At 42.7% G+C, this 14,293-nt stretch carries 8 protein-coding genes and 3 pseudogenes; 2 read left to right on the top strand and 9 right to left on the bottom strand.

From position 1 onward, the window contains the following. A pseudogene (locus tag AB4623_RS04530) lies at positions 1-504 on the bottom strand (IS5 family transposase); the annotation flags it as partial. A 56-nt stretch (positions 505-560) separates the two neighbouring features. Here AB4623_RS04530 and AB4623_RS04535 point away from each other — a divergent pair. Together AB4623_RS04535 and AB4623_RS04540 are read left to right on the top strand one after the other, a co-directional pair. Next, positions 561-923 (top strand): H-NS family nucleoid-associated regulatory protein, encoded by a 363-nt coding sequence (locus tag AB4623_RS04535; RefSeq protein ID WP_069595600.1) that lies wholly within the window; start codon positions 561-563, stop codon positions 921-923. 316 nt (positions 924-1,239) lie between these two features. Next, positions 1,240-2,550: a diguanylate cyclase gene (locus tag AB4623_RS04540; protein WP_372145840.1), complete on the top strand. Its 1,311-nt coding sequence runs from the start codon at positions 1,240-1,242 to the stop codon at positions 2,548-2,550. 77 nt (positions 2,551-2,627) lie between these two features. Here AB4623_RS04540 and AB4623_RS04545 read toward each other — a convergent pair whose 3' ends face one another. The 8 genes and pseudogenes from AB4623_RS04545 to AB4623_RS04580 form a co-directional block, all read right to left on the bottom strand. Next, complete coding sequence (locus AB4623_RS04545; RefSeq protein ID WP_240798311.1) at positions 2,628-2,951, bottom strand: hypothetical protein; 324 nt, start codon at positions 2,949-2,951, stop codon at positions 2,628-2,630. Positions 2,952-2,961: 10 nt separating this feature from the next. After that, positions 2,962-3,114, bottom strand: a pseudogene (locus AB4623_RS04550) (transposase); the annotation flags it as partial. 6 nt (positions 3,115-3,120) lie between these two features. Further along, positions 3,121-3,516 carry a transposase gene (locus AB4623_RS04555; RefSeq protein WP_102258085.1) on the bottom strand — a complete coding sequence of 132 codons (396 nt, stop codon included), beginning with the start codon at positions 3,514-3,516 and terminating at the stop codon, positions 3,121-3,123. Positions 3,517-3,990: 474 nt separating this feature from the next. Next, positions 3,991-6,021: an ATP-binding protein gene (locus AB4623_RS04560; RefSeq protein ID WP_017100853.1), complete on the bottom strand. Its 2,031-nt coding sequence runs from the start codon at positions 6,019-6,021 to the stop codon at positions 3,991-3,993. Beyond that, on the bottom strand, positions 6,021-7,256 hold the full coding sequence (locus AB4623_RS04565) for an ABC transporter substrate-binding protein (RefSeq protein WP_102560516.1): 1,236 nt from the start codon (positions 7,254-7,256) through the stop codon (positions 6,021-6,023). The genes AB4623_RS04560 and AB4623_RS04565 overlap by 1 nt, the downstream gene beginning before the upstream one ends. A gap of 148 nt (positions 7,257-7,404) precedes the next feature. After that, positions 7,405-8,592, bottom strand: a complete 1,188-nt coding sequence (locus AB4623_RS04570) for an EAL domain-containing protein (protein WP_017097882.1) — start codon at positions 8,590-8,592, stop codon at positions 7,405-7,407. Positions 8,593-8,601: 9 nt separating this feature from the next. Beyond that, positions 8,602-12,861 (bottom strand): CHASE domain-containing protein, encoded by a 4,260-nt coding sequence (locus AB4623_RS04575; RefSeq protein ID WP_372108797.1) that lies wholly within the window; start codon positions 12,859-12,861, stop codon positions 8,602-8,604. Between the two features lie 417 nt (positions 12,862-13,278). Next, positions 13,279-14,263 (bottom strand): annotated as a pseudogene (locus AB4623_RS04580) (transposase); the annotation flags it as partial. Positions 14,264-14,293 lie beyond the last annotated feature (30 nt).

Raw genomic sequence — 14,293 nt, forward strand, 5'->3', positions numbered from 1 at the left:
GTTTCAGTAAGTTCGGGAGGAATTCTCCATCTGTAACCGTCGATAAACTTAGCTCGGCGGCAATGATCTCATAAGTGCTTGTATCGACGGCAATATGAAGCTTTCACCAGACCCTACGCTTGCCATCCGTCCCGTGTTTTTTGACCATCCATTCACCTTCGCCATAAACCTTAAGGCCAGTAGCATCAATGGCTAGGTGTTGTATCGCTCCTCTCGTTTTAGTCTTAAATGAGACCTCAACTTGCTTGGCTCTACGACTGATGCAGGTGTAATGCGGACAACTTAACGGAACATGGGCTAACCTAAATATCGAGTCGATAAATCCTCGCAGCGCTGTCGTGATAGCTAAACCACTGAACCGACGTGGCCTCCCGCGCTTATTCTGTTTGCTTTGCGCCCAACCGCTTATTGCCTCTTCATCAATCTAAAAAGTCAGAGAGCCACGGTTAATGAGTGATTGGTTGTATTGCTTCCAGTTGGTTGTTTATAAAGAGGTTTAGGAATAGGGCTACGAGAGAGTGGACGTAGCTGATCAGATCGTAGGTTCTTGATTTAGTTCCATTGAATTACGCAACAAAGCCCTTAATATCCGCTCGCTTCGGGCGTTCTCTCGTGAATTAACACTTGAGGAACTTGAAGAAGCACTTAAGAAGTTAACGACCGTCTTTCTTAAACGCCAAGAAACAAAATTCGCTGAAATCGTAAATCACATCAAGGTTGATGTTGAAGCTCTCATAGAAGCTCTATCAGGAAAATCAAAAAAGAACACAAAAGGTAAACGTAAGCCTCGCCCTGCTAAATATAGATACACCGACGGGAACGGCAGAGCACAAACATGGACTGGTCAAAGTCGCACCCCTTCCATAATTCAAGAACAGCTTGATGCTGGTAAATCACTTGATGATTTCTTGATCGCGAAATAGTCGCTTCTTTCCCCCCTCCTGCAGTAGGAAGATTTGATCTTGTTGTTAACAACAAGATCAATATTCATATAGAAACGAAACTGAAGCCTTGTTTAAGTTAGTTCGATAGGCCTGAAACCGAAGGCGGGATCCCCATCCTTATTAATGATAATATTAAACGCAGTATTTGGGAAAAATCTCCTAGATTGAATCATTATCTATAAAAGTTAAGTCCTAAGACACCCAATGAAGGCGACATATAAATGGCAAAAAAAAACGAGCACTCACTTCACTCACTCTTTTTTACAGCCAAGTTTTCTGCAAGGTGATTGCAGCTTTGTCTGTTCTCATTTTAGCTTCCTATCTTTTTGATATTAAATGGCTCTATCGACCAACAAGCCATGGGGCAGCTACGCATCCTATAACTGCTTTTATCTTTTTACTTCTTTCTTGCGCCTGTATTTGGCGGAAAAAGAGTCTGAAGATAACCAGAAGCCTCGTAAGCCTTGCTTTTTTCATACTTGTCATTCGTTTCTATCAACAAAGTACTGGAATTAATTTAATTGACCCTGTTCTAAGTTATTTCATCTTTTTTGATACCCCACTTCACGCAGAGTCTCCCATCGAGATGGGGTTTAATACATCAGTAATGCAACTTTTTGCTGTCATAGCCATTTTTTTCCTCTTAAATAGACGTCCTTGGTATCTAATACAAATTTTTGCCATTACCGCTATTTTCCTCCCATTTGTCTCAGCCGTTGGTTACGCTTATGGTATTGATTCATTTTATGGCCAGATGTCTCCGGTCACCACTATATTAGGGTTCTTTTTAACCATATCAATTTTTGGTCTCACAGCCCACCGAGGCGCACTTAAAACACTCTTATTACCTACTTTAGGAGCGAAAATAGCGCGTACGCAGTTAATCTTTGGGTTGTTATTTTGCCTAGCTGGCGGCTTTCTCACCACTTATATTTTGGATGATGAAACCAGCGGTTTTGCTATCTATGTAGTGGTGGTCTGTACGTATATCACCTTTACAATGCTGGCTAGTGGTATTACTTATGAGCAATTCGATAAACGTAGACGCCTCCTTGAAAAACAACTCCATAAATCCGCAATTACTGACCGGTTAACTGGATTGTATAACCGATCAGAGTTCGATCAAAAAATCCAAGCAGTATTTGAGCAACAAAACCTGAACCAGGAAATAAATAGTTTACTATTAATAGATATTGATTTTTTTAAGCAATTCAATGATACCTATGGGCACTTACTAGGGGACAAAGTTTTGCAGCTCGTCGCTAATGTTCTGAAAAACAATACACGCTCTTCTGATCTAGTTTGTCGTTATGGTGGAGAGGAATTCACTATTTTACTTCTTCAAACAGATCTTGAAATCGCCAGCAAGATCGCTGATAACTTAAGAATATTGGTGAGTGAACAAAACCTCACAGCCCCCCTAGAATACGAATCAGATCAGAAAGTGACCATCTCTATAGGATGCGCTAGCCTCTCACAAGCGGAGACAGTCAAAGAGGTGATTAAGCTAGCGGATAATGCTTTATATGAAGCAAAGAAACAGGGGCGAAATAGAATATGTCTCGCTCACGATAAGAGTGAACGCAAAACTTATGACAATTTTTAGCGGCATCGAGAAATCCTAAGAGCGGTTTTGTTGCGTAATTAAATTTAGAGATAGAGCTACCCCGTTTCGCATGCTTTTTAGTCAATACGACAAGTTTCAGGCATACCTAACCCAGTAAGCTTGTTCAACGCTTTTATCATCGCGTAAGTTTCACCCACCTGCGCATTGTAATTTCTTAAGCTCAATCGCCCTCCTAGCAACTGTTTAACTCGATACATCGCTGTTTCTGACAGTGAACGTCTGTGGTATCCATACCGCTCTTTCCAATACTTATGTGAGCCGTATAACTTCTGGCAACCCACGGCGAGATTTTGGGGGTGACCACGCTCCCAGAAGGTTGTTCCTTCTGACTCGCTTAATCTTAATAGCTGCGTGCCACGCTCTCGTGTCGTGAGCGCCATCACCAGACACCTCAAGGAGGCTTCGGCGTGTTTGTTTCAGTAAGTTAGGGAGGACTTCTCCATCTGTAACCGTCGATAAACTTAGCTCGGCTGCAATAATTTCATGAGTGCTTGTATCGACTGCAATATGTGCTTTCGCCATAAACCTTAAGGCCAGTAACATCAGTGGCTAGGTGCTGTATTGCTCCTTAAATGAGACCCCAACTTGCTTAGCTCTACGCTGATGCAGGTGTAATGTGGACAACTTAATGGAACATGGAAATCTAAATAGCGAGTCGACAAATCCTTGTAGCGCTCTCAGTGGCATAGAAAACACGCGTTTCACCATGAGTGCTGTCGTGATAGCCAAATCACTGAACCGACGTGGTCTCCCGCGCTTATTCTGTTTGCTTTGCGCCCAACCGCTTATCGCCTCTTCATCAAACCAAAAGGTCAGAGAACCACGGTTAATGAGTGATTGGTTGTATTGCTTCCAGTTGGTTGTTTTGTAAAGAGGTTTAGGAATAGGGCTGCGAGAGAGAGTGGATGTAGCTGACCAGATCGTAGGTTCTTGATTTAGTTCCATTGAACCACATTGGTTATATACTTACTCATAGCAAGCTACCCGCTCAAGCGTATGTGTTTAGCGCTGCCAATATTCAACGAGTCATGAAGAATTAAGGAATTAGCTGCCAAACCGCTACAATGACACTCGCTTCCAAAAGCAAAAGGTTCTCTATTTAATAAAAACTGCGGTTTATTTGCTTGGTTCCGAAATAATGTTTCACGAGTAAAGGCCTAAGTTAAGCCGGATAACCAAACTCGGCGACAAGTATGTACACTATAAGCTCATGGCGTTAGAACAGCGATTGTCAATCTTTTTGGAAAAAAACTGAGACAATGGTGTCGAGGAATTTTAGAAAGAGCTGGGCAATAGTGACCTCCCCGCAAAAACGCCCGGAGCATAAGATTACTGTTACACAACCAAACTGAATATGAAAACTATGCTTTTTATACCTAACATTTCTCTCTGTGCCCAAAGCTAGTCATGCAGATTAATTTATGGACTGTTGGCCTTTTCTACAGCTTGGTTTGACAGATATTGATTAAAGACCGAATCTAACACCCCCTCATTGACTGGTTTTGTGATGATTTCTGCGCAGCCAACCTCACGCATTTTAGTTAGGTTTTCCTCGAAGGCATCAGCGGTACAAGCGATGACGATGCTATCACTATAGGGTGAAGATAAAGCCTTAATACGTTTCGTAGCCTCAGTACCATCCATAATAGGCATATGGTTATCCATCATGATTACGTCATAAAAGGTTCTGCTCGCTTGCTCAAAACCTTTTTGTCCGTCAAGGGCAATATCACACTTAAAACCTCTTTTCTTTAGGAATTTAGATAGGATGATGCTATTTACACGATTGTCTTCAACAATCAAAGCTTTCAGCCCTTCGCCATTAAATAACTTCATTGGTTCATTTATTTGCTCTCTAGGCTGTGATACAACTTTGACAGGCACGCAAATGATAAAGCGTGTCCCTACACCTACTTTACTTTCCAAGTTAAGCGTGCCATGCATAGTATCTACGAGCTTGGAAATAATAGTTAAGCCAAGTCCAGTCCCGCCAAATTTACGCGTAGTTTTCCCATCGCCCTGAGTGAATGGGTCAAATATCGTTGCTTGTTTCTCTGCGGGGATACCAATTCCCGTATCAGACACCTTAATTTCTAGATAATCGTTGTTATTCATTTGCGTGAGCCGGGTAGAAAAATGGATCTCCCCTTTTTGAGTAAACTTCCACGCATTATTGAGAAGATTAAGAGCTATCTGTGCTAACCGGGTCTCATCGGCAACTAGGTGTATTGATGTTTCAGAATAGGCCGTTCCTTCAAACGTTATACCTTTATCTAAGCATAAGGGTCGATAACTATTTTCAATTTTATTGTGTAGGTCAGCCAGTTTAAATTCAGAAAGATTAAGCGTCAGCTTACCAACCTCAATTTTAGAAAAATCTAGTATATCGTTGAGAATTGAGATCATATGGTGCCCGGAAGAGAGCAAGGTTTGTTCAAGCTCATGACGCTCATCTTTATTTTTACACTGTGTCAGCAGTTGAGCTGCCCCCAAAACCCCGTTCATAGGGGTTCTCAACTCATGACTAATAGAGGCTATAAATTGTGATTTAGCGACACTTGCGGTTTGGGCTTCAATGGCTACTTTTTTTAATCGGCGCTCAGACTTTTCTAGTGACTGATAAGGAGATATGAGGAGCTTTTTACCTGTAAAATAGACCAATATATATGTCAACGCACCAGCTATCGATAACGCAACGATGAGTGAACGGATAAATTGGTTACGATTGTTTTGATAGATAGCAGGGTTAATACTGTAAACTAAATCCAAGTCGTATCTAGGGAGGTATGTTGTATGTTGCGTCCAATCAATTGGGGGAGGCATACCCCAACTATTATCGCTTTGAATTAAACTTACTTGATATTGTTCGGAGAACCTCAACGGTGATAAAAAGGCGTCAATATCAAATGGCTTCACATACACAAGTAAACCTTCTAGAAAACCGTTGTACAGTATTGGAAGAGCAACCATTAAGTTATTACTATCATCTTGAAAGGTAAATACCCTAAACACACTCGATAGATCTCCTTGTTCAATCTTAGTGTGCAGTTGAGCGAACAGTTCATCCGGTAAGGTTAACTCTTGATAAATTGGGTCACCAAGAATATCCAAGATCACAATATAGTGCTTACCCGTCACTGGTTTCACGATTGCTAGTCTATCACTAATCTCTTGTGGTGTAGCCCCCCCCCCTAAAGCGGTAGAAATCACCACTTGATGTGAGGCAATTTTCATCGCTAAATTTTCGGTATTATTCAGGGATTGGCTAATATAACTCTCTGCCGTACTTAGTTTAATTGAGGTATTGATTTTCTCCAGGTTTCTTATTGATTGCTGAGCTTGCTGCTCTAAAAGTCCATAAGTGATAAGAGCGAACACAACCATCGAGATAAACAAAAATACACCGTAAAGCTGAATACCACTGAGTTTTGGTCGAGTTTTATAGATCATTAATCTGCCTTATTAATCTTAGCTGAATCTAACAGCTTGATGGCTCCCACTTGAGTGTACCTCGCCATGCACAAATCATCGGCTCCTAGCGCCTCATGAGCATCAGGATGTGCCACGTCATAAACGCTAAATGGTTGTTCATACGTCTTTACCAAACCTTGAACCGGTGTGTCCATCTGCTCCAACGCCAGCTTAAGTAGCTGTCGATTATTCACCATATCATCGGTGAGGGTGATACTTTGTGCGGCTTGAATAAATACTTTAGCCAGATCATAGCCATGCACAAAGCCAGCTGGGGCGTCAATAAAATCATTTGTAAACTTATCAGGGAATAGCGCCGTAGCTTGGCGGTATACCTCCTTCGATAGATCGTTCTCCGGAGAGCTATAAAAATTAAAACAAGATTGAACAAAGCTTAAAGCAGTTCTCTGGCGAGCATCAAATGAAACTCGCTGAGAGAAACCACCTCCGGTGATCCCCCAATGACTGAAAATTTTTGGTGGTTGTTCAAGATCAGAGAGAGCTTTGACTAATAAGGGGCCTTCTCGTGAATTCCCTACAAACAGGACACATTCAACGCCGGTTCGATTAAGATCGGCGGCTATCACACGAGCCAGAGCCTCGTCAATTCCCCAATTAAACCAAGTAACCCGAGCTTTTAAGTGTGTGCTGTGGTCGGCTACTGATTGGAAAATCGTTTTGTAATTAGACTTACCCCAAGGCGTTTTTTCTAATAATAAGTCAACAGATTGGCAACCATTATTGATTGCTGTTGAGACCAGTTTCCCCCCAACTTTTGTGTCGTCAACAGAGAGGCGAAATACGAAATTCTTCTCAGACGGGTAGCGAGTTATAGGACCGCCTGCAGCCCATGGCACCAAAATCAACAGTTCACTTTCATTGATATAATCGCGATATTTTATCAGGGGGGAAGAATGCAACCCGGCGAAGAAAACAATTCCATTAGGGTCTTTCTGGTAGCGCTGCATATTGAGCTTGCTTCGCGCCGTATTCCCACGATGGTCAAGTACTTCGAACTCTACTGGAATGCCAAAAAGTTGATTACCATGCTGAGAAAAAGCCGTTTTTACACCCATTTCTATTGCCTCCGCTGAGGCTAGATGCACGGTTCGATCCGAGTCTAGATATACTTTGAGAACAGAAGGGGCTGTTATAGCTGGCGTAGAGCCAACCACAAATAAGCCGATGACTGTAGATTTAAGCCATTTTTTCATTCCGTAGCCCCCTTAATATAAGTTATTGTTTTATTTATGATTTGAATTCTAGACTAGATATTTAGACTTGCAAATGATTTAGGAGGAAAAGTACGGCAGAGGTGCATAAGTGATTCAATATTGACACCATTTACTCTTGAATTGAGGGTTAGCTCTCGACGCCTTCCCATTCATCTAACCATCGAGATAAATGATTTTCAGACATTGGCTTGGCAATAAAGTAACCCTGTGCGACATCACACCCTATCTTACGTAAATACACCCAATCCTCAAGATCTTCCACTCCCTCAGCCACGGTCTGCATTCCTAATTGCTGGGCCATCTTGAAACTGGCTTCAAAAATCACGCGTAAAGACTTATTTTTATGGGCCCCATGCACAAAACTTCGGTCGATCTTAAGCTCACTGAATGGAATATCTCGTAACTGGGCCAACGAGGAATACCCCGTCCCAAAGTCATCAATAGATAAAGCAACACCTTTAAGTCGCAGTCGTGTCAGGATGTCCAACGCTAACTGCCGATCATTCATCAGCCGGCTTTCCGTTACTTCCAAGACTAAGTTTGACAATGGGACTCTAGCCTCATGTGCAATGTTTTGAATCTTATCTGGAAACTCCAAGGACGTCAGACTTTCCATTGAAATATTGATTGACATACAAAGCTTTGCGCCCACAGATTGCCAACGTTTGCTCTGTTCCAGAGCATTAGCTAAAACAACCATCGTCAAGTCATCTATCAGTCCATACTCTTCAACAAGTGGGATAAATTTATCAGGTAACACTAGGCCATCTTTAGGGTGTTGCCAACGTACCAAAGCTTCTACACCGACAATTTCACCATCTCGAAGCCTGACCTGTGGTTGGTAGTAATTGATTAGCTCACCTTGTTGAATAGCTCGACGCAGATCAGCTTCAGAATACTCTTTCAGGTCATCAAAACATTCCGTCTCTAGATGAGCGGCCTGATGCTCAATAATTTCTTTTAACTGAGTGGGACTAAAAGGCTTATGGAGACAACCAAAAATATTAAGTTGATAAGTGGTTGCCAGCTTTTTAGCACTGTCTAGAATGGCTTGTTCTTCACCACTCATCAAAATAACACCTCCCTGGTAGCCTATACGCCCCAAGTGACGGACAAACTCTACTCCGTCCATCTTTGGCATCTGCAGATCACAAAAAATTAGTTCTACCTCTTCAGGATGCATTTCTAATTTTTGAAGAGCATCAACAGCATGTTCATATTGATGAACAACAACCTTTTCATTCACAAAATCCTTTAATTGATGAGCAAGCAACTTCATTAAAAACGGCTCATCGTCAATCAACATTATCGCCATACACTTCTCCTATATAATTTTTTTATCAAGGTAGCAGATCACTTCCTCTTCCGTCTCTGCAAAACACTTATCTAACAGAGTCATGGTCAACTCCACCACTGCGACATCACCTATAGTACAAGCATTTTCAAGCTCGGCACACAAGTCACCTAATCTCATCGCGCCCACTGAACGAGATGAAGATTTGAGCTTATGAGCGATACTGCTCACTTCTCTAATATCCTTAGCGGAAGAAGCGGCTCTTAACTGTTCCTGCTGTCTTGTCATTAAACTCAAAAAATCAGTCAAAAAATCACACATAACAGCTGGCTCATTTCCGACAAGCTCAGCGAGCTTACTGACAGTCAATATTTCAGAGTCCCTAGGCTGTTCCTCTTCAAGTAATCCAAGTTCAGGCACTCCATTCTGGTTGGGCAACCATGTTTCAAGAGCCTCTTTAAGTAAATGAAGCTGGACAGGTTTTGTAAGGTAATCATTCATTCCTACCGCCTTGGCTCGACTCTTTTCACCTCTCAAAGCGTTGGCTGTCAAAGCTAGGATAGGTTTTTGTGCCCTCTCCAAGTTATCCTGTCGTATCGCTTCCGTTAATGCATAACCATCCATTTCCGGCATATGTAAATCCGTTAATAGCAACGCATAACTTCCCTCTTGCCAAAGTTGATAAGCCACCAATCCGTTCTCAGCAACCTCTGCCGCATAACCTAGTAGACTCAACTGTTTAAGGATGACTTTTCGGTTGATGCTATCATCCTCTGCAACCAAGATTAACCGTCCTTCTGCACGGGCTTGTGCCACACTCGGTGCCGCAGTTAACGGCAGAGACTCTTCCCCCACTTGATCAAGTATTATTTCAGGCGAAACAATTCCGGCAGCCACTGAAACAGACTGTAAAAACTCTTTTCGCCGCAATAGGTTACAATTTAGAGCAACAAATTCAGGGGATTCAAATTTCAGGGGCCGAGGCTGATCTCGAGTCATCAACAAGTGCCTAATATACCCACTTTCAATTCGTGAACTTTTCAATGTTTTCAGAAAAGCGATGGTAAGTTCCGGGACATGTTTTTGCGGACCAATAATTATAACGACAACCTCTTCAAGCAACTCAGCAATACGTAACGCTTCGGAATGGGTGCTAACAACTTGAACATTAGCACCCGAATGCTCGAGGTAAACTCGTAGAGCGTCAGTATCAAATACTGAGTTCTCAACTAGGATACACTTTGTCTCTGAGAGTAACGATAAAGGTGGTATGATCTCTTTCTGATAAATTGCCAAAGGTAAGCTAACTGTGAACGTAGAGCCTTCTCCTAACTGACTGTTTACTTTAATATCTCCGCCCATTAAGTCCACTAAGCGCTTCGAGATCGCCAATCCTAACCCAGACCCCCCAAAACGACGCGTTGTGGATGACTCCGCTTGAGAGAAAGAAGTAAATAACATAGCTAAGGCATCCGACGATATTCCAATGCCGTTATCCTCGATATTGACAACCATTTTATTATCAACAATGTTCACGCGGACTGAGACGTCTCCTCGTTTTTCCTTACGACCACCACTAAACTTAATTGCATTACCAATTAAATTATAGAAAATTTGCCGCAACCGGATTGGATCAGACAAAATATAACTTGGAAAAATCGGGGCAATAAATAATTGCAAGTCAACCTCTTGCTTCTCAGAAACGGAGACAAGCGAGGAGCATACCCCTTCTATAAGTTCTTCGACAGATACCGGAAATTTTTCAAGATCTAGCTTACCAGCTTCAATTTTTGAGAAATCTAAAATATCATCGATGAGCCTCAGCAGGGCAAACGCAGAGTCATGAATAGTTTTAACTTCATCAACTTGATGGCACTCCAGCTGACTGTGTGACAAAACCTCTAACATACCAATAACCCCGTTCATTGGCGTCCGTATTTCGTGGCTCATTGCCGCCAAGAAAGCCGATTTAGCATGGCTTGCTTGTTCCGCCTCAATTCGAGCTTGCTCTAGCTTTTCATTTGTTGACCGTAATGACGCTGTGCGTTCAGACACCCGTTGGGCAAGTTTTTTACGCTCCTGCTCTATGACAAAATTGGCCGCTTTTTGCTGCTTGGTTGCCTCCTCAAGTTGTCGTAAAGCCTGATGACGTTCGGTTACGTCCCTAACCATTGAAATACAACGCCTTTTCCCTCCAGGTAGAAAAATGTACTGAAGATTGACTTCGACTGGAATGAGATGACCATCTTTATGTTTATGAACAGTAGAAATATGGACAACCTGCTGTTCGCCATTTAACAAGGGTTCAAGCAACTTCCGGTAACGGTTTTCATCGAACTCAACTTTGAAATCAACGGCAGTAAGATCCAACAACTCTTCTCTGGAATAACCAAGTTGACAAACGGCACCTTCATTAACATAGCTGTGGCGAAGCGTTTCTGGATCAAAGATAAATGCCCCATCTTCAATGGCATTCAGCATAGCCATCGCTTCTTTATTTTTCCTCTCTGACTGAACACGCTGGGTAATATCCCGAATAGCGACGGCCACCTGCAAGCCCTTTTCCGACTCAACAGGGCTTAAACTAATGTCAACCGGAAAATCAATCCCCCCTTTACGTCTAGCCATGGTAGAGAGTTGCTCAACACGAGCTCCTTCACCCAATTCTTCATTCTCGAAGAAAGAGCTATTGATATTTGAATAAATACCAGGTAAAAATCGATCTATTAATTGGCCTTTAAGTACATCTTTCCCCCAATTAAAAACAACCTCAGAATGGCTGTTGGCCTGAGTAATACAACCCCCCCTCTCTATTATCAGTATGGCATCAGGTGCAAACTCAAAAATATCAATGAAACGACGTTCATGACGCCTATTTTCAGTTACGTCGTGCATAGCAACCACAGCACCTAGGCGCTTACCATCGAGATCACAAATCGGAGCTCCACTGGCCAAGACGAAGCGGGGACTTTGACCATTAGCGATTATGCAAAGTAGATCATTTTGAATATGCTCACCATTAAATGCTCTAAGCAACGGTATGTTTTCTTTCGCCATCGGTGTTCGCCCGTCACCTTCATATAAATTGTAATAATTACTCCAGAGTTCGGGGGGAATCTGTAATGGGTCAGATCCATGCCACTCTCTTGCTGTACGGTTAAATAAAGTTAAATTTCCGTCCGCGCCACAAGCCACCACCCCTTCACTCAAACTCTCTAAAAGCATTCGATTGAGCTCTTCTTGTCGCTTTAGTTCTTGAGTGCGTTCATTAACACGATTTTCTAACTCCTGGTTTAGGCTCTTAAGGGATCCTTCGGCTTCTCTCCTCGCCGAGGCCTCATGATGCAGCTTTTCAGTTGTTTGATGTGAAACAATCAACATCCGAAAAAGGAAAAAAAACAGAATACTTAAGAGCCCCCCAGTTCCAGCAACAATACGAGGCAGCGAAAAATCGAGACCGGCTTCAAACACGGGGGTAGAAGTATAGATGATCGTCCAATCTCGACCTGCAACATTAATCACCTCCGAGCGTCGAAATGTCGATATGAATTGCTCGTCCACAATACTTAAGGCGCTATTCCCGTCATACAGCAAACTATTAGGGGTGTCTTCTGCGCCATCATATAACCGAAAGCTTACCGTTGAGACGTTAGATTGAAGGATACCTTGCATGAGATCTCTTGCGCGGAATGGGCTGTAAACATAACCAACAAAGGCCTCCCTTCGCTCTTCAACTGTATCAGGGGAATAAAGCGTTTTGTAGATAGGTAAATAAAGCAAAAAACCAGCTTGTTTATCCTCAGTAATCTCCTGAACTAACTCAACCCTACCGGATAAAGCAGCTCTTCCTGTATCTCTTGCCGTAGACATAGCCTGACGCCGAACGGCTTCAGAATACATGTCAAAGCCAAATGCCTGCCGGTTGCGAGCATCAAAAGGCTCCAAATAGATAATGGCCGTGTATTCATCTCGCGCCCCCTTAGGTTTAATCTCATACTGAGGAAAACCTTCCGCCCGAACTTGCTGCACATGCGCCTCTTTATCTCGCGCCGAAATAGGAATTGAAACACCAATCCCCTGTATACCAGGATAATGCAAGCCAAGATTTAACTTATCGATATAATTCGCCCACTCCTCACGATCGACCTGTTCAGAAGCAGCAAATAGAGCAACGCCCCCTGAGAGGGCCTGTTGATAATTCAACATGCGATTTTGAATCAACGCTTTAACGTCTTGGGTATAATTAGTAAAACGGCTTTCAGCATTGCGTTCAACATAATTTCGTGCCATAGACCAACACGCTATTGTTGCACTGAGTGACAATATTAATATACTTAAAGATAGCTTTATGGCCCGAGGCTTCCCAGTCATACATACTCCAAATCAACGATTGACGACACGAATTCTTACGAAACCAGTAAAAGGACGAACAAACTAGAACCTAATTAATATAAATGTATATCCACTAGTTGTAGTACAACACCAAACATAAGGAAAGGGCTCTATCCGCTTAGATGAGCTTGATTGATTGGTAAAAGTTAGAGTGAGTTTCTAGGATTGAATTTTGTCTAATCTTCAATTTAAAGGGGATTGTCGCACTTATTATCTGAAATCGGGTGTAAACGAAATTCCATATTGATAATCTACAAAATTATAGCCTTGGGATTCCGGTGTTTTTCAAGGTAGTTGTCATCATTTTCTTGCTTATTAAGCAGCTTCTCTTTCTGGATTTAGGTGAATGTCACCAACAGGCGCACAGTTCCTGATATCACCAGACCACCGCTCAAGCTTTCGCTGTTTTGCTGCTAGCAATACCTCTACACGACGCTTCAAGATATCTTTATCTTTTCCATTGTGACGCTCTGAAGGCGTGACGTGACGTAATTTAGCTTACTCTGCTTATGCTCGGTGTTGTACCAGCGTACGAAGGCTTCAACCCAACTTCGACTACTATCGATTGTTTCAAAGCCCTTTGCTGGCCAGCTTGGCATGTACTTTCCTGTACGGAACAATGACTCGACATACGGGTTATCATCACTGACTCTTGGCCGGCTATACGATGAGGTAATACCTAACTCTTCCATTTTTGCTTTAAACGTCAGCGACTTCATCGGTGCACCATTATCTGAGTGAAGAACCAGTGCTTGATTGAAGCATTGCTCTCGCATCAACGTTCGTTGCAGAAGTTGTGACGCCAGCTCACCGCATTCATGCTCATACACTTCATAACCAACAATTTTTCGACTGTAGATATCCTCAATGACATACAGGTAATAGTGTTGGCCTCGAACCCTTGAAGGTAAGTGATTGATATCCAATGCATAAAATTGGTTCGAGTCCGTCGCTGTGTAACTGGTTGGCTTAGTTTGCTTCTGTCTGCTCCGCTGACGACCTCGTTTGTGAAGTTGCCCCTGCGTACTCAGCACTCAATAGTAGATCGACTCAGAGGCGATATACTCACCTCTCTCAAGCAGTGTCAGGACGATTTGAGTTGGAAGCAAGCTTGCGAACTCAGAGCGGTTACACACCTCACGCTCTTCCTGCGACAGCTTGTTAGCAGGCTCTGGTCTGATGCATATGGCCTTTTGTCAGCTTAGACTTCACCTTGCTGATACCAGCGACGATAGGTTCTCAAGTCAATTTGAACTTCATGGCAAGCTGGCTCTAAACGGCATCCGCATTGCTTCGCTTCAAAGGATAATCGTCACTATGGTCTGCCTTT

The sequence above is a fragment of the Vibrio sp. 10N.222.52.C12 genome (genome assembly GCF_041474215.1).
In the GTDB taxonomy this organism is placed as follows: domain Bacteria; phylum Pseudomonadota; class Gammaproteobacteria; order Enterobacterales; family Vibrionaceae; genus Vibrio; species Vibrio crassostreae_C.